This is a genomic window from Achromobacter sp. (assembly GCF_057314935.1).
Window position 1 is genome coordinate 1 of the sequence record NZ_DBHKZA010000030.1, and the last position, 15,988, is coordinate 15,988.

Consider the following 15,988-nt stretch of genomic DNA (forward strand, 5'->3'; position numbering starts at 1 on the left):
TGCGAAGGAGCGAGACTATAGCACAAGTTTTGGCGCTGTCATGCGCGGGAAGCAAAGACACCCGTAATTTCCTGCGGCCGGCAGGAAATCTCGTGCTCCTCTATATAGAAGAGGGGCGCCACCCCCTTCGGGCTCCCGCCGCTCTCCCGGATCGCCCCACTTCCAAGCTCCTCTATATAGAGAGAGGAATGCACGCTATGTATAGAGACAGCGAAGAACACGGATAGCACAGCATCCACCATTCGCTTCCCCTCCCGCCCCGCCAAAGCGAAGCGCCGGTCTTCCTGGGGAAGCACCGGCGCCCGAGCCTTGCACCCTTCCCGTCGCGAGGGGCTACCAGCGCATGTAGTCCGTGTGTTTCAGCCGAGCCAGGTCTCGTTGCATGGTGGTTTCGTTGACGAGCCAGTTGGGCGCGCCCACGTCTTGCAGGATGTGCGGGTCCATGTCGACGGCAAGGTTGCGTAGCCGGGACGTTTCGCGCCGCTTGCAATAGGCGGCCCAAAGCTTGCCGAGCCAGCCGCGCGGCGACGCTGCGTGGACAGCCGCAGTTTCCGTTTGCGCTTTTCTGGCGGGAGATGCCTGGGAGGGCGCCGGTTGTGGGGGCTGCCGTTGCGGCCGAAACGAGGGTGACGGTGACGTACAAGTTTGGGCAGACATGATGGGCTCCTGGGATGCCGACGTTTTGGTAAGCGTAGCCGCCCATCAATCGCGTGAAAATCGAATTGTTTTCCGTGTATTGGTCAGCTAAGCTAACCAAATATTGACCTTCAGCGACGATCCCATGCGTTTACCTCTGAACACCCTGCCCGCCTTCCGCGCTGTCGCCGAGTTGCAGAACCTGCGCGCCGCCGCCGACCGGCTGCACCTGACGCACAGTGCGGTCAGCCAGCAGATCAAGGGGCTGGAGGAACAACTGGGCTTTCCGTTGTTTGAACGCAGCGGACGCGGAATCGTCTTGAATAGCGCGGGCGCTGCGCTCTTGTGCAGCGTGCAGAGTGCGCTGTCCGTGCTGGACGAAGGCGTAATGGCAGCGGCAGCCGCTGCGACCGGCAGCGAACAACGATTGCGCGTGTCGGTACTGCCCTCTTTTGCGCAGCGCTGGTTACTGCCCCGCATGGCGCGGTGGCGCGTGCGAAATCCGGGCCTGTCGCTGGAGATCGAGACGTCCCAACAAGTGGTGGACCTGGTGCGCGACGGCTTTCATGCGGCGCTGCGGTTTGGCCGTGGCCCCTGGGCGGGCGTGGAGTCCGAACCCTTGTTCGACATGCCCCTGCCGTTGATTGCGCTGGCGTCGCCGGAGACTGCGGCGAAGCTGGAAGACAATTCGCCGGAGACGCTGGCCCGTCAGCCGCTGCTGGGGGAACGCGAGATGTGGCAGCACTGGTTCAATGCCGCTGGCCTGCGCACCCCGGTCACACCGGTGGCCACTTTCAACGATGCCGGGATGATGCTGCAGGCGGCCGAACAAGGACTGGGCATTACGCTGGGCCGCGAGCTGCTGGCTGCAGACGCCCTCTGCGCCGGACGCCTGGTGCGGATATCGCCCATGAGCGTGCAATATGAACAGGCGCAGACCTACCATCTGGTCTATCCGCCGAGCCTGCGGGAGTGGGCGCCATTGGTCGCCTTGAAGCAATGGCTGCGCGACGAGCTGGAGCTGTCCCGCTGCGCGCTTGTCACCACGCCAGCGGAACCCGACGCGCTGCCCGCGAACTCAGCGCGAAAAAAAAGGTAAAGCAGCGTTCGCTCCTTTACCCCTACCCAAACACGGCGCCCGGCGGGAGCACTCCCCGCAAGCCAGGATTCGCTTCGCTCGAATAGCCTGGCGGACGCCGCGACGGCGGCAGTCAACGTTGCGTGCCCTCAGGCCGCCTTGCGCGCGGGCGACTTGGCCGGCTGCATCGAATCCGTTTCATTGAAGCGCTGGTGCCAGGAGAACGCCTCTTCCAGCAGATGGGGCGTCTGGCCGCCGCGTTGGCACGCGCGATCAAAATAGTCCTGCAGGGCATCGCGGTAGGAAGGATGCACACAGTTCTGGATGATGGCACGGGCACGTTCGCGCGGCGCCAGGCCGCGCAAATCCGCCAGACCGCACTCGGTCACGAGCACATCCACGTCGTGTTCGGTGTGGTCCACATGGGACACCATGGGCACGACGCTGGAGATGTCGCCGTTCTTGGCCATCGATTTGGACACGAAAATCGCCAGATGGGCGTTGCGCGCGAAGTCCCCCGAGCCGCCAATGCCGTTCATCATGTGCGTGCCGCCCACGTGCGTGGAGTTCACGTTGCCGTAGATATCGAATTCCAGCGCCGTGTTGATTCCGATGATGCCCAGGCGGCGGACGATCTCGGGCGCATTGCTGATTTCCTGCGGACGCAGCACGATGCGTTCGCGATAGTGGTCGATATTGGCCAGGATCTTGTCGTACACGGGCTTGGACACCGTGATGGACGAGGCCGACGCGAAGGCGAGCTTGCCTTGGTCCAGCAGTTCAATGGCGCTGTCCTGCAGCACTTCGGAGTACATCGTCAGATTATCGAAGTCCGACGACTCGAAGCCGTGCAGCACTGCGTTGGCGATGGTGCCGATGCCGGCCTGCAGCGGCAGCAGCGCGTTGGTCAGGCGGCCTGCGTCGACTTCACCGCGCAGGAACGTATTGATATGGCCGGCGATGGCGTTGGTGTCGCCGTCGGGCGGCAAGGCGTTGGAGGGGCTGTCGGGCTCGTGCGTGATGACGATGGCGGCGATCTTCGCCGCGTCCACTTCAATGAAGGGCTGGCCGATGCGCTGGTCGACCGACACCAGGCCGATCGGCTGGCGCGCGGGGCGGTCTTCGGGCACGTAGATATCGTGCAGGCCTTCAATGGCCGCGGGCACGCCGATATTCAGTTCGATGATGATCTTGTCGGCCTGCTGCGCGAACGAAGCCGAATTTCCCACCGACATCGTCGGCACGATGGCGCCCGACTCCGTGATGGCGGCGGCTTCGATGATGGCCACATTGATGGGTCCGATATGGCCGGCGCGCAGCTGTTCGACCGTTTCGGACAGGTGCTGGTCGATGAAGGCGATGTCGCCCTGATTGATCTTGCGGCGCAGCGTGGTGTCGACCTGGAACGGCATGCGCCGGGACAACGCGTTGGCCTGGGCCAGCATCTTGTCGGTATCGTGGCCCAGCGAGGCGCCGGTGATCAGCGTGATCGACAACGGCTCGCGCTCGGCCCGTGCCGCCAGCGCCGCCGGCACGGACTTACAGTCCCCGGCGCGCGTGAAGCCGCTCATTCCGACGGTCATGCCGTCTTCAACCAGCAATGCCGCCTGTTCGGCGGATGTGATCTTGGCGCGCAGCCCTGGGTGGCGGATACGGTCGAGATGCATGGTGTCTCCAAATTTAAAGGCCAACGGCTTGCGGCCGGGCGCGGCGAGGCCGCCTTTCAGCGCCCGGGCACCGTCTTTCGCGGCGTTTCCCGATATCCCGGTGCGGGCTCACGGCCCGCCTCAGGATGAATTTTCGGCAGTATAGGAAGGCCTGCTTAAATCTCGTAATGACTTAAAATCATTCAAACCAGTCGTTTTTTTCATCGTTTGACGTTTTTGCGCGCAACGCGCACAGGGAGTTCCCAGTCATGGACGTGCGTGCGTTGCGTTATTTCGTCGAGACGGTCAGGCACGCGAGCTTCACGCAGGCGGCCAAAGCGCTGTTCGTCACGCAATCGACCGTGAGCAAGATGATTCGCCAACTGGAGGAAGAAGCGGGCACGCCGCTGCTGATCCGCGACGGCCACACCGCGCGGCCGACGGATACCGGCCGAGTCATGTACCAGCGCGGCATGCAGGTGCTGGAAACGATGCGGCAACTGTCGCAAGAGCTGCGCCAGACCGCCGATCTGGACCGCGGCGCGCTGGAGGTCGGCATCCCGCCGATGATCAACCTGCTGTTCACGCCTGTGGTCAAGCGCTTCCGGGAATTGCATCCCGGCATCCACCTGACCTTGCGCGAGGGCACGGGCCAGGCCGTCGAGGGCCTGGTCGCCAGCGGTGAATTGGAGGTGGGCGCCACGATTTTGCCCGTCGCCCCCGACGGCGGACTTGCCGCCCAGCTGTTCGGCAGCTACCCCATCTGGGTCATCGGCCCGCCCGATGCCCCCTGGGCCGGCAAGACGTCCTTGCCATTGAGCGCCCTGCGCGACGCGCGGTTATTGATCCCCACCGACGACTTCGCGGTCACCCGGCGCCTGCGGCAGGCTTTTGCCGACGCGGGCTTTCAGCCCGGCATCGCCGCGCAGAGCGCGCATTGGGACTTTCTGGTGGCGATGGCGTCCGCGGGCCTGGGTGTAGCGCTGCTGCCCGAGCCGCTGATGCAACGCATGAAGACGCGGGGGCTGAGCACGGCGAAACTGGCCAAGTCCGGCATGCAGTGGGAAGTAGGCCACATCTGGCTGCAATCCGGTTATCTGTCTTTTGCCGCGCGCGCCTGGCTGGATGTCTGCGACGCCGTGCTGGGCAAGCCCAGAAAAGCCCTTCCCCGAGGCGCGCTGACGCGTCCGAGTTGATTCCAAACGTTGGCCTGGTAAACGTGGATGTCGGACAGAGACGCGGCAGGCGCCCCCCGAAGCCCAGCATTGGATGTGGCCCTGATTCCGCCCCCGGGGCGCCGGCGGGATATGGCCCCGGATCTCGATCCGAAAATAGGGGGACGCAGCACTAGTTTTTGTTGCAACGGGCGGGTCCGCGGCTTGTTATGCTGCCGCCTCGACGCGAGTGTCTCGCACAAGAATATGAACCCGATCCGCACCCCCCTGCTCTTACGCACCCGGCGCTTGCCCGCCCATCTCGCCGCGCTTGTCGCGGCGTTGTTGTTGGCGCTCTGTCTGATGCCCGCTTTCGCGGCGCCGCCTCCCAATCCTGCGGAAACCGAAACGCTGCTGGCGGCCGCCCGCAAGCAGATCGACGACATCCGCAAACGCGTCGCCGACGAGACCGACGACGCCACCCTGGTCAAACAGCGCGGCGACGCGCTGGACATCCAGTCCAAGGCCGATGCGGCCAGCGAGGCGCTCGCCCCCCAGTTGACCAGCCTGACCGCGAGGTTGAGCGAACTGGGCACGCCGCCCGAAGGCGCCAAGGAAGCCCCCGACGTCGCAGCCCAGCGCATGCAGCTGGAAAAGAGCAGCCGCGCGCTGGATGCGCAGATCAAGCTGGCCCGCTTGCTGTCCGTGGATGCCGCCCAGACCGCGGAACAGATCTCCGCGCAGCGCCGCACGCAATTCCAGGCTCGCCTGGGCGAGCGGCGAAATTCGTTCCTGTCCAAACAGTTCTGGGTGGAGTTCCACGAGGAATTCCCGCGCGACCTGGAACGCCTTGAAGCCTTGCGCGACGACCTTTCCACCGCGATCGGGCAGACGCCGATATGGGGATGGCTTCTGCTGGCTGCAGCGGCGGCGTTGACGATCGCGCTACGCATCTGGATCGGCCGCCTGTTCCTGCGCCTGACCGCAACCCGGGTGCCTCCGGGCCGGCTGCGGCGCTCGTTCCTGGCAGTGGCGCAATTGACGCTGTCGGTGGCGACGCCCGGCGTGATCGCGCTATTGATCCATGCCGGCCTGGACTGGAATTCGCAGCTTACCGACAACACCGGCGCGCTGTTGGCCACGCTGGTGGCGACCGTCTGCTTCGGCGGCTATGTCTCGGGGCTGGGCAATGCCCTGCTGTCGACGCACCGCCCGTCCTGGCGCCTGCCGCCCATCAGCGACGCCGTGGCGACGCGTTTGAGCTGGCTGCCCAATCTGCTTGGCACGCTGGTCGTGATGATCTGGCTGGCCGAACGCCTGCCGGTATTGCTGAACGCCAGCCTCACGACAACCATCACGCTGACCGGCATCGTCGCCGTGATCATCATGACCACGATGGCCATCGTGCTGGCGATCTGCCGCAGGCTGAGGCGCCTGAGCATCCAGGAAAACGACGCGCCCGCCCCGTTCTGGGTTTCGCTCCTGCTGGGCACCGTATGGACCGTGCTGGTCCTGGGCCTGGCCAGCCTGCTGGCGGGATATGTGGCGTTCGGTGCCTTCCTGACCAAGCAGGTCCTGTGGACGCTGATCGTGCTGGCCTCCGCCTACCTGGTGTCGACGCTGATCGAGGACGGCTTCAGCACGCTGCTGGGCACGTCGCATCGCGAAGGCGAGAACGACGGCCCAAGCCTGCGCGACCAGGCTGCCGTGCTGCTGTCCGGCGTCGGCCGCGTGGCCGTGGGCCTGTTGGCGGTCATCCTGCTGCTGGCGCCCTTCGGCGAAGGACCCGCCGATTTGCTGCAGCGCTTTGACCAACTGCGCAAAGGCCTGGCTATTGGCGAAGCGCAGATCCGTCCCGGCGCGGTGCTGCAAGCGCTGATAGTGCTGGGCGTGTCGCTGCTGAGCGTGAAGATGCTCAAGCGCTGGTTATCGAACCGCTACCTGCCGACGACCGAACTGGATCCGGGCATGCAGTTGTCGGCGGCCACCTTGTTCGGATACGCCGGATTCGTGCTGGCGGTCGCGTTGTCGTTGTCGGCGGCCGGCATCGGCCTGGAGCGTGTGGCGTGGATTGCCAGCGCGCTGTCGGTGGGTATCGGTTTCGGCCTGCAAGCGGTGGTGCAGAACTTCGTGTCGGGCCTGATCCTGCTGGCGGAACGCCCGGTCAAGGTGGGCGACTGGGTGTCGCTGGGCGGCGTCGAGGGCGACATCCTGCGCATCAATGTCCGCGCCACCGAAATCCAGATGGGCGACCGGTCCACGGTGATTGTGCCGAACTCGGAATTCGTCACCAAGACAGTGCGCAACGTGACCCGATCCAACCCTTTGGGGCTGGTGCAGATCAAGCTGCCCTTGCCGCTGTCGACGGACGCCGAGCAAGTGCGCGAACTGATCCTGCAGGCCTTTGCCGACCACGAGGACGTGCTGGACACGCCCGCGCCCAACGTGTTTTTGGACGGCATCGAAGGCGGCCACCTGATCTTCAACGCCAAGGGCTATGTCTCGTCGCCGCGCGCCTCGTACGGCGTGCGCAGCGCGATGCTGTTCACGGTGCTCAAGCGCCTGAACGACGCCGGCCTGGAAGTGTCTTCGCCCCCCACCATGCTGCTGGCCTCCGCGCCGGAGCCGGCGGCAGTGGCGGCGCCTGCCGCCATCCTGCCGCCCGCCTCCACCCCCTGACCCGGCTGCCCCACGACGCCCGCAGGCGTCAGCCGGGCGAATACAGGTCGGCGAACTGCTGCCGGTCAAGCCGCGGATTGCGCAAGGGCGGCGAGGCCAGCGCGGTGGTCTGAACGGCCTGGACCGGATACGCCTGCACCGCAGGCGCCGGCGCTTGAGTCTGGCCTTGCACCGGCGCGGGCGGCACGACGACGGTGGCCGTCGTTGGCGAAGATTGCGCAACCGCAGTCGTATCGAAACGATGATCGGCCGTCGTCAGCGCAGGGTTGGTGCACAGCCCTTGCGCCACCAGCGCCGCCTTGGTGCGGTCGTCGGTCTGGCACAGGATGTCGATGGCTGCGGTTTCCAGTCGGCGCGAACGGTCGGCGTCCTTGGTCGAAGCGGCCGCCTGCATCGTGCGCTCGAAGTTGCGCCGCAGGCTGCATTTCTGGTCTTCGATCGGTATGGCGACGTTCATGCCGAAGCCCACCACGGAGCCCCCGCCGCCCGCCGACACCATGCAGCTGTCCGACGAGAACGACCCATAGAAACTTTGGCCCCCTACTGGCGGAACCGTCTTCACGGTGCTGGAGCCGCTGTTATTGGAATTCAGCGTGATGCCCTGGTTGTTGCCGGCATTGGTCGACCCCGACGACGCCGAGGTCGTGGAACTGGAATTACTGGTCTGCGCCGCGGCCGTGCACGCCGCCAGCGACAGGGAGATTGCAAGCACTATGGTTTTCATGATGTCCCCTCGACCGGACGGCCGAAGCCGTCCGGATAATTGGGTCAGTGATTGAAGCCAGAGATGTGGCCCACCCCGCCCACACCGCCGATCGACCCAAACGCGCCAATATTGCCGGCAACGAATGTCCCCGTCGCCGACGCGGCGGTATCGGTCTTGCCGAACGAGGCGCCGCCGTTGGCGATGCTGTCGCCCACCATGATGGGCGCGTTGCCCGTCACGTTGCCGTACGACTCGCTGGTGGCGTACTGGCGCGTGCTGGTGACGACTTGCGTGCCGTCGCGGTTGAACGTGCCGCCGACTTGCGCGACGCCGCCGGTTTCACCAAACGACGTCTGGCTGGAAGACCCGTAACCGTTGACCTGGGTGGCCACCACCGAACTACCCGTGGAGACGGATGACGCCGTGCCGTTGATCGTGCCGGCGTGGCCGGTGATCGACACGGAAGGCATGCCTGGCCCACTGGCATAGGCCGATGCGGCAAACAAGGACATGGCTGCGACTGCTGCGAGCTTTTTCATTTGAGCTCCTCCTGATCCGCTTCATGCGGATGCACAGGTGCCGGTGGCCGACCGGCGCGGACCGCTACGTCCCTCCCCCGTGCCCGCACATAGACGAGTGGCGTGGGACTTATGTATTGGTACGGAATGATTGCTCCGTCCTAGGCAGGTCGATATCGGTTAAACGGGCGACCGCAGCTTTGTGGACGAGGCTGGCCAGACAGTCGGCAAGCGAAACAGACGAGCGCAGGAGCGCCACGCCATGCGTATGGACGATGAAAAAGACAGGGCAACCGCGTGTGGGGCAAGCGGGCTCAACTTTAAGGATGGCGCGACGCGCCTTTGGCTCGGACAAGGTGCCTAGCGCGCACGCCGGTAGGCAAGCCGTTGATGGCCGTTCGGCTTACTGTCAGCCAGAACGCGCAAGCGCCAGGTTGAAGCATTGCGCGGCCTCCCGGCGGAGCAGCCAGAGATCGCCCGCGACGAGAACCAGCAGGAAGCCGCATTCCGCCAGATCCAGGTCCGCCAGCACGTGGTAACTGGCCAGCAGCGCGACGCCTAAACCGCCGGCCAGCCAGGCAGGCCACGCGGGCGGCAGCCCTTTGACCGGGGCACGCAAGCCGCGGCTCCAGCAAAGCCATGCCGTCAGCGGCAAGCACAGTACCGACAAGGGAATGTAGATGGCGATGGCCGATAGCAGCACAACCACACTGAACTGCGTGTTGAGCGCCAGCGCCATGACGGCGATAACGGCGATGCCCGCGTACCACAGCAGGCGAACGGCAATGAGACGAGTCAAGGTCACGGCTCGAGGAAATCGGACAGGATGGAATTGGAATTTTCAGCCATACTACTCCCGCCGGTCGGGCCTCACCCGGCCCCAATTATTTGGAGACATCGTCATGATCCAGGAGATTGCCAGCATTCATGTCCGCGAAGGACAGGAAGCGCTGTTCGAGGCAGGCGTCGCACAGGCCAAGCCGCTGTTTCTGCGCGCTCGCGGATGCCACGGGGTGGCGCTGCACCGCAGCATTGAACAACCGCAGCGCTATACGCTGGTCGTCGATTGGGAAACCGTCGAGAACCACATGGTGGATTTCCGGGAGTCGCCCGACTTCCAGGAATGGCGCAAGCTGGTCGCGGGCTTCTTCGTCGAGCCGCCCCAAGTCCATCACGAACAGAAAGTGATCTGACCGTCAGGCCTGCTCTGGCGGATCGTCGTACTTGCGCGCGCTGCCGGCAAAACGGTCCGCCGGATATTTCTGCGCGTTCTTCACCATCTTGCGCGCCACGGCGCCGGCGATGTCGATGCCCAACTGATCGGCCAGCGCCACCAAGTACATCTGCACATCCGCGATTTCATCGGCGGCATCCGCCAGGCGTTCCGGCGCCATATTGCGCGATTCGGCTTCGGTCAGCCATTGGAACAGGGACACCAGTTCTCCGGCCTCGCCCGAAAGGGCCATCGCCAGATTCTTGGGCGAATGAAAGGGCTGCCATGCCCTTTCTGCCGTGAAAGCCCGCACCGCATGTTTGATCTGTTCAAGGTCGGACATCGAATTTTCCAGATAACCTGCGGCGTCAGGCGGCAGCCAGACGTGAACTGGCTGCGAGCGCCACGGCCACCGTCGTGCGCACGTCGGCCAATGCGCGGTGAGTGGGGTCCGACGCGCCCACGTGGCGCGCAAGGATGTCGAGCTTGTGCGACGGCAGTTCCGGCCAGGCGCGCCGCGCCAGCGCCAGCGTGCAATGCGTGGGATTCGCAAACGGCAGGCCGGTCTGGTCAGCCGCCGCACCCAGAAAGCGCCGGTCGAACGATGCATTGTGGAAGAACACGGGCAGGTCCTCCACGAACGCCAGGAAGGACGAAAACGCCTGCACCACCGGCACGCCATGGCGGTCGATTTCCGCCTGGGTGATGCCGGTCAGCCGCGTGATGAATGACGGCACCGGCGACCTCGTGCGAACTACCTGCGTGTATTCGCGGGCCAGCGTGCCGCATGCTTCGACCCGCACAGCCGCGAATTCCAGGATTTCGCATGTGGCGGTGGACAGGCCGGTGGTTTCCAAGTCGGCCACGATGAACGGGCCGCGCAGCGCCTGCAAGGCCGAATCCAGCGCCGCGGAGGCTTGCGCCCGGTTGACGGTCGTGCGCGACGCCCCGCCGCTGGCCCGTGGCCGCCGGTTGAAGAACGTCACGGCGCTACTCCGTCGGACGCAACGGCGCAAAGCGCGGCGAGCCGTCGGCCAGTTGGCCAAAGAACAGCGTGGCGGGGCGCACCCAGAGGCCGCGCGCGTGCGGCCAAAGGTGTTCGTACACCACCATGGACTCTTCGGTCTCGGAATGGCGGGCGGTGCCCACGTACAGGTAAAGGCCGCCTTTGTAGTGGCGGTGCGAGGCAAGGGCAAGCGCTTCGGATTCGGTCATGGACGGTGCCGCAAATAATGCGGCCCGGGCGGAAGCGATCCGGCCCAGGCCTGGGATTCAGACAATACCGTCTTTATAGCGCACTCGCGCGGGCGCCGGCCCGCGCGGACGTCAGTAGCGCACGTACTCCAGCACCGGCTTCGGCGGCAGCGGCGTATTGGCCGCCGGCCGCGCCTGCACGGTCGCGGCCACAGGCTTGACCACCCCGACGGGCCGATGGTCCTTGCGAGCGGCCTGCGCGTCGGCGGCCTCCTGGGTGGCGCGCAAGGTCTGGGCGGCCTCTGCGGTCATCTGCGTGATGTCTTCCGTGACATCCCCCAGTTTGGCCGATTGCGCCAACGACACGCTCACCACTTCCGCCATGATTTCGGTGACGCGGCGCGACGAGGCCACGATGTCTTCCATCGTGGTGCCCGCCGACTGCACTTGCCCGGCGCCGCTTTCTATCTGCTCGACCGACGTCGTGATCAGCCCCTTGATCTCTTTGGCGGCGGCGGCGCTGTTCTGGGCCAGGCTGCGGACTTCGGCCGCGACCACCGCGAACCCCTTGCCGTGCGTGCCGGCCCGGGCCGCCTCCACCGCAGCGTTCAGCGCCAGGATGTTCGTCTGGAAGGCAATGCCGTCCATCACGCCGATGATCTCGGAGATGCGTCGCGAGCTATCGGTGATGGCGCCCATCGTCTGTACTACGCCCTTGACCGTCTTGCCGCCCTGCTCGGCGACCTTGCTGGCATCCAGCGCCAAGGCGTTGGCCTGGCTGGCCCGCTCGGCGTTTTCCGTGAGGCCCTGCACGGCCACCCGCAAGGTCTGCGCGGCGGTGAACCGCTTGGTGATGTCAGTGGCGTACTTCACGACTTTGAACGGCCGGCCTTCAGCGTCGAGAATCGGGTTATAGCTGGCCTCGATCCAGACCTGGCGGCCGCCCTTGCCGATCCGCAGGTATTGGCCCGTGTCATGCTCACCGCGGCGCAGCTTGCGCCAGAACTCCTGGTAGGCGGCCGAGCGTGCCTCTTCAGGCCGCACGAAGATGCTGTGGTGCCGGCCTTCCACTTCGGACGCGTGATACCCCACGGCTTTCAGAAACAGGTCGTTGGCGCGGATGATCGTGCCGTCCAGTTCGAACTCGATAATCGCCTGGACCTTGGAGATCGCGGCCAACTGGCCTTCGGTGTCCGCCTGGCGCCGCTGTTGATCGGTGATGTCGGTGGCGTATTTGACGACTTTGATCGGCCGGCCGCGCTTGTCGAAGATGGGGTTATAGGACGCTTGCAGCCAGACGTCCCGCCCATCGTGACGGACGCGGCGGTAACGGCCTGCGTCATAAGCGCCCTGCCCGAGCTTTTGCCAAAAAGCCAGGTATTCGGCAGATTCACGCTCGTCCGGATCGACAAACATGCGGTGATGCTGCCCCAGGATCTCGTCGAGGGAATAACCCATGGTATCCAGGAAATTCTGATTGGCCATCAGGATGTGGCCTTCCAGATCGAATTCGATGACGGCCTGGGCTTTATGGATAGCCGAGATCTGGCCGTATAAATCCGCCTTCTGCATGCCGCGTTCACCGCGGAACAGGCGACTTAGGGTGATCCATTGCATAGTGGCTTCTCCTGCCAGGAATGGGACGAAGTTTCTGACAACGGTCGACAAGCGGAATCTCTGAATCAGAACTGCTTGGCGCGTCCCAAACTCAGTCAGTGCACGCCGCGCCGCATGCACTTGCTACCTGGTAGTCCGTCGCCACTGCGGTAACGGCAGGCCTGGATCAAAATTAAAAAAGGAGAATGTATCCAGTCGAAAATATTTAATCCTAAAAATGAGCGGTTCTCAACCTATTACCGATGGCTTTGCGGAAAAAAAACGTGCTGCGATCTGGCACCGGATAATCATTCAGCGGCCTTTCAACTGCGCAATCAGCCTGTGCTCATTACGTGATTCAGGGTTAATACCAACTCTGCATCTATTTTCTGCAAATTTGGCCCGCCCCAATAATAAAGGGGTCACTCAATGACCCCTTTATTAAATGGCATATGAAAATGCGGGCGGCATCACGCGCCATTTAGAAAACGACGACGCGGTCGTTAACCCTGCTTCAAGACGTCGTTTACGCGGACGTCAGGCGGCATCCAGTTCGCGATACTGGCGGAATATGCACTCGCCAAAAGGCAAGCGCCTGCCGCTGTCGAAATAGGGCTGCAACGCCGGCAGCGACGCCACGCGCGCGTGCAAGGCCATCACGTTCGGATAATCCGAGGCCACCGTGCCCATCCGTTTCGGGAACGCATAGAGCAGGCCGTCGACCAGATGGAACAACGACAGGTCGACATAGGTCCAGCGCCGGCCGCCGGCCAGCCAGGCTGTCGGGCCGGCAAGCACGCGTTCGAAGTACGCCAGGAATTTCGGGATGCGCTCTTCCCGGAAACCACGCGCACGACGCGCCGCCTCTTCTTTCTGGTCTTCGTAATAATCGTTGGCGGAAATGGGGTGATGCGTATCGTGCGCCTCGGTCACCATGTCGGCGACGGTCAACTGCAACTGGTTCACCCAAAGCCGCCCTTCCAACGACTCCGGCGCCAGCCCATGCTTTTCCCCCAGGAACAGCAGGATGTTGGCGGTCTGGCCCAGCGTCATGCCGTCGGCTACCAGATAGGGCGGCGCGAAAGGCGGATGCTTGCGCGGCGACTGCATGTCGTCGATCAGCGCGTTTTCCGAGGCACCGGGTTCGCGGACGCGTTCGCGATAGGGGATGCCCCCTGCTTCCAGCGCCAGGCGCACGAATTCGCCGCGCCCGGGAATGCCATCCCAATACCAGAGGTCATACGTCATGCCGTCTCCTTGGGTGAACGAAGGCTAGGCAGGAAATACGCTGACACCGCCCTCTTGCCCGATAGCCTGCTGGCCTCGGGCCTGTTGATACTGGCGCGGAGATAATCCGAAGTGCGCCCGGAAGTCGCGCGAGAAGTGCGCGCCGTCCGCAAAACCGCAGTCCAACGCAATCTGCGTGATGCTGCAAGGATTATTGAGCAACAACCAGCTTCCGTATTCCAGCCGAAGTTGTCGCTGGAATGCCATGGGCGACATGCCTGTGGCAAGGCGGAACGCGCGCTCCAACTGCCGCCGCCCGACGCCGACGTAGCGCGCGATGGCGTCCAGCGGTGGCGGGTTGTCGATGCGCTGCTCGATGAAGTGCGCAGCCTGGCGCACGCGCAGGTCCTGGATGCCGGACAGGTCGGTGCGGAAATGCGCCTGCGGCACCCGGCCTGGGCGCACGCCCTGCAGCATCATGTGCCGCATCGCCTGCTGCGCCTTGTCGCGCCCGCAATGCCGGGCCACCAGGTACAGGCCCAGGTCGATTGCCGCTGTGGATCCTGCGCAGGAGATCAGGTCGCCCTCGTCCACGAACAGGCGGTCCACCACCGCGCGGGTCTGGGGAAAACGCTCGCGGAACGCATCCAGCACGTTCCAGTGCACGCAGACCGTGCGCGGCCCGATCACGTCCGCCTGCGCCAGCGCGAACGTGCCGGTGCAGATACCCAGCAAGCGCACCCGCAACGCCGCCGCCAGCCGCAGCCAGTCGCGCAACGGCTCAGGCATGCGGCCGTTGATGTAGTCGTTGCCCCCGCATACCGCCACGTAATCGAACTGGGCGGGATCGTCGGGCAGGCTGTCGGCCACATCGATGGTCAAGCCGGCGCTGGAGCAGCGCGGTTTGCCGTCCCAGCTCATGACACGCCATGCCGTATGGATCTGCCGGCTGCGTCCACCGTGGTCGCCGGCCAGACGCAGCACGTCCACCAGACCGGCGAAGGCAGCCAGCGTGAATTGGTCCATCAGCACGATACCGATGGTCAGTGCGGGTTTCCCCGGGGGAAGGCCTTCCGCAGCGTCCTCATAGGAGGAAGTGGCGGAGGCGACGGTTTCGACGGCAGTCATGACGCAATTATTCAAGTTTTTGTCCCGCGCCTTCAAGCTCGTTTTCCCGGGGATCGCCCAAGATGCAGGTATGGCAACGTCACGGCTCCGTCCTGGGGCACCCTGTTCCAGAGGCCGCCGCGACAAGCCGATAAATCGACAAGGGGAATCCGACATGGCAACACCTACCCGCAGCGCACTCCGCGCCGCCTTGCTGGGCGCCGGGCTATTGCTGGCCACGCAGGCGATGGCGCAGCAGCAGAAGATCACCGTCGCCTGGTATGGCGGCAACTGGGGCGACGCGTTCCGCGCCTGCGTCGCCGATCCCTACACCAAGGCCACGGGCGTGACGGTCGTGCCGGAAGTCGGCACGTCGACCACCACGCTGGCCAAGCTGCAGCAGCAGAAGAACGCGCCCACGATCGACGTGGCCTGGATGGACGGCGGCATCAGCGAACTGGCTGCCCAGGCCGGCGTGCTGGACACGCTGGACCCCGCGGCCATCCCCAACCTGAAGAACGTCATCGACCAGGGCGTGTACCGCAACGGCGACGCCGCGTATGCCGTCAGCACGGGCTACTACTCGCTCGGCATCACCTACAACACCAAGGAAGTGCCGCAGGCGCCGACCAGCTGGAAGGACTTGTGGAAGCCCGAGTACGCCGGCGCCGTCGCCGTGCCCTCGCCCGCGAATTCGTCCGGCGTCCCGTTCATTTTCTTCCTGGCGCGCGTCTGGGCCATCGACCCGTCCAACCTGGCGCCGCTGTACGCCAAGCTGGCCACCCTGGACACCGCCTTGTTCTTCGACAGCTCGGGTGCGGCCAGCAACGCCTATCAAAGCGGAGAAGCCATCATCGGCGCGCACTTCAACGTGGGCGCCTGGGACTTGATCGACAAGGGCCTGCCCATCGGCTTTGCGGTGCCCAAGGAAGGCGCGTGGGCCACGGACGCCCGCCTGCATCTGGTCAAGGGCGCACCCAATGCCGCTGCCGCCAGGAAGTTCATCGATACCGCGCTGACGCCGGACGCCGCCGCTTGCCTGGCCACGCGCCTGTACCTGGGACCGGCCGTCAAGGACGTGCAGGTACCCAAGGACGTGGCCCGCAAGCTGCCGTGGGGCGCCGAGGGCTCGGTGAAAAACCTGAGCCTCTTCGACTGGAACCTCATCAACAGCCGCCGCGCCGAAGTGACGGACGCCTGGAACCGCCAGGTTGCCCGCAAGCGCTAGGGTCCA

General features: G+C 64.6%; 15 protein-coding genes. 5 read left to right on the forward strand and 10 right to left on the reverse strand.

The window, feature by feature from the left end; all coding sequences use genetic code 11:
- The first annotated feature begins 781 nt into the window (after positions 1 to 781).
- Positions 782 to 1,735 (forward strand): LysR substrate-binding domain-containing protein, encoded by a 954-nt coding sequence (locus ACO6D5_RS13130; RefSeq protein ID WP_485825615.1) that lies wholly within the window; start codon positions 782 to 784, stop codon positions 1,733 to 1,735.
- A 128-nt stretch (positions 1,736 to 1,863) separates the two neighbouring features.
- On the opposite strand, the gene scpC is transcribed toward ACO6D5_RS13130, so the two are convergent.
- Complete coding sequence (gene scpC / locus ACO6D5_RS13135) at positions 1,864 to 3,381, reverse strand: succinyl-CoA:acetate CoA-transferase ScpC (protein ID WP_315528815.1); 1,518 nt, start codon at positions 3,379 to 3,381, stop codon at positions 1,864 to 1,866.
- 248 nt (positions 3,382 to 3,629) lie between these two features.
- Here scpC and ACO6D5_RS13140 point away from each other — a divergent pair, with 248 nt between their 5' ends.
- Together ACO6D5_RS13140 and ACO6D5_RS13145 are read left to right on the forward strand one after the other, a co-directional pair.
- The gene (locus ACO6D5_RS13140) at positions 3,630 to 4,556 is read left to right on the forward strand and encodes a LysR family transcriptional regulator (RefSeq protein WP_485825616.1); all 927 of its coding nucleotides are present in this window, start codon (positions 3,630 to 3,632) and stop codon (positions 4,554 to 4,556) included.
- A 225-nt stretch (positions 4,557 to 4,781) separates the two neighbouring features.
- Positions 4,782 to 7,193, forward strand: a complete 2,412-nt coding sequence (locus ACO6D5_RS13145; RefSeq protein WP_485825617.1) for a DUF3772 domain-containing protein — start codon at positions 4,782 to 4,784, stop codon at positions 7,191 to 7,193.
- A gap of 28 nt (positions 7,194 to 7,221) precedes the next feature.
- Here ACO6D5_RS13145 and ACO6D5_RS13150 read toward each other — a convergent pair whose 3' ends face one another.
- The 3 genes from ACO6D5_RS13150 to ACO6D5_RS13160 all read right to left on the reverse strand — a co-directional run bounded on the left by ACO6D5_RS13150 (position 7,222) and on the right by ACO6D5_RS13160 (position 9,222).
- Positions 7,222 to 7,917: a hypothetical protein gene (locus ACO6D5_RS13150; protein ID WP_315528810.1), complete on the reverse strand. Its 696-nt coding sequence runs from the start codon at positions 7,915 to 7,917 to the stop codon at positions 7,222 to 7,224.
- 44 nt (positions 7,918 to 7,961) lie between these two features.
- The gene (locus ACO6D5_RS13155; protein WP_315528809.1) at positions 7,962 to 8,438 is read right to left on the reverse strand and encodes a hypothetical protein; all 477 of its coding nucleotides are present in this window, start codon (positions 8,436 to 8,438) and stop codon (positions 7,962 to 7,964) included.
- 388 nt (positions 8,439 to 8,826) lie between these two features.
- Positions 8,827 to 9,222 (reverse strand): hypothetical protein, encoded by a 396-nt coding sequence (locus tag ACO6D5_RS13160; protein ID WP_315528808.1) that lies wholly within the window; start codon positions 9,220 to 9,222, stop codon positions 8,827 to 8,829.
- Positions 9,223 to 9,319: 97 nt separating this feature from the next.
- On the opposite strand from ACO6D5_RS13160, the gene ACO6D5_RS13165 reads away from it, so the two are divergent.
- Positions 9,320 to 9,610: an antibiotic biosynthesis monooxygenase family protein gene (locus ACO6D5_RS13165; protein ID WP_485825618.1), complete on the forward strand. Its 291-nt coding sequence runs from the start codon at positions 9,320 to 9,322 to the stop codon at positions 9,608 to 9,610.
- A 3-nt stretch (positions 9,611 to 9,613) separates the two neighbouring features.
- Here the strand turns inward: ACO6D5_RS13165 and ACO6D5_RS13170 are convergent, their stop codons facing one another.
- From ACO6D5_RS13170 to ACO6D5_RS13195, 6 genes are all read right to left on the reverse strand, one after another.
- The gene (locus tag ACO6D5_RS13170) at positions 9,614 to 9,973 is read right to left on the reverse strand and encodes a MazG-like family protein (RefSeq protein WP_315528803.1); all 360 of its coding nucleotides are present in this window, start codon (positions 9,971 to 9,973) and stop codon (positions 9,614 to 9,616) included.
- A 25-nt stretch (positions 9,974 to 9,998) separates the two neighbouring features.
- Positions 9,999 to 10,616: an exonuclease domain-containing protein gene (locus ACO6D5_RS13175; RefSeq protein ID WP_315528801.1), complete on the reverse strand. Its 618-nt coding sequence runs from the start codon at positions 10,614 to 10,616 to the stop codon at positions 9,999 to 10,001.
- Between the two features lie 4 nt (positions 10,617 to 10,620).
- The gene (locus tag ACO6D5_RS13180; protein WP_315528799.1) at positions 10,621 to 10,845 is read right to left on the reverse strand and encodes a DUF1653 domain-containing protein; all 225 of its coding nucleotides are present in this window, start codon (positions 10,843 to 10,845) and stop codon (positions 10,621 to 10,623) included.
- A gap of 111 nt (positions 10,846 to 10,956) precedes the next feature.
- Entirely contained in the window at positions 10,957 to 12,441 is a 1,485-nt protein-coding gene (locus ACO6D5_RS13185; protein WP_315528797.1) for a methyl-accepting chemotaxis protein, read from the reverse strand.
- A 516-nt stretch (positions 12,442 to 12,957) separates the two neighbouring features.
- Positions 12,958 to 13,668 carry a glutathione S-transferase family protein gene (locus ACO6D5_RS13190; protein WP_315528795.1) on the reverse strand — a complete coding sequence of 237 codons (711 nt, stop codon included), beginning with the start codon at positions 13,666 to 13,668 and terminating at the stop codon, positions 12,958 to 12,960.
- Positions 13,669 to 13,692: 24 nt separating this feature from the next.
- A complete protein-coding gene (locus tag ACO6D5_RS13195; protein WP_315528794.1) occupies positions 13,693 to 14,775 on the reverse strand; it encodes a GlxA family transcriptional regulator in 1,083 nt (360 codons plus the stop codon).
- A gap of 154 nt (positions 14,776 to 14,929) precedes the next feature.
- Here ACO6D5_RS13195 and ACO6D5_RS13200 point away from each other — a divergent pair, with 154 nt between their 5' ends.
- Complete coding sequence (locus ACO6D5_RS13200) at positions 14,930 to 15,982, forward strand: ABC transporter substrate-binding protein (RefSeq protein WP_485825619.1); 1,053 nt, start codon at positions 14,930 to 14,932, stop codon at positions 15,980 to 15,982.
- Positions 15,983 to 15,988 lie beyond the last annotated feature (6 nt).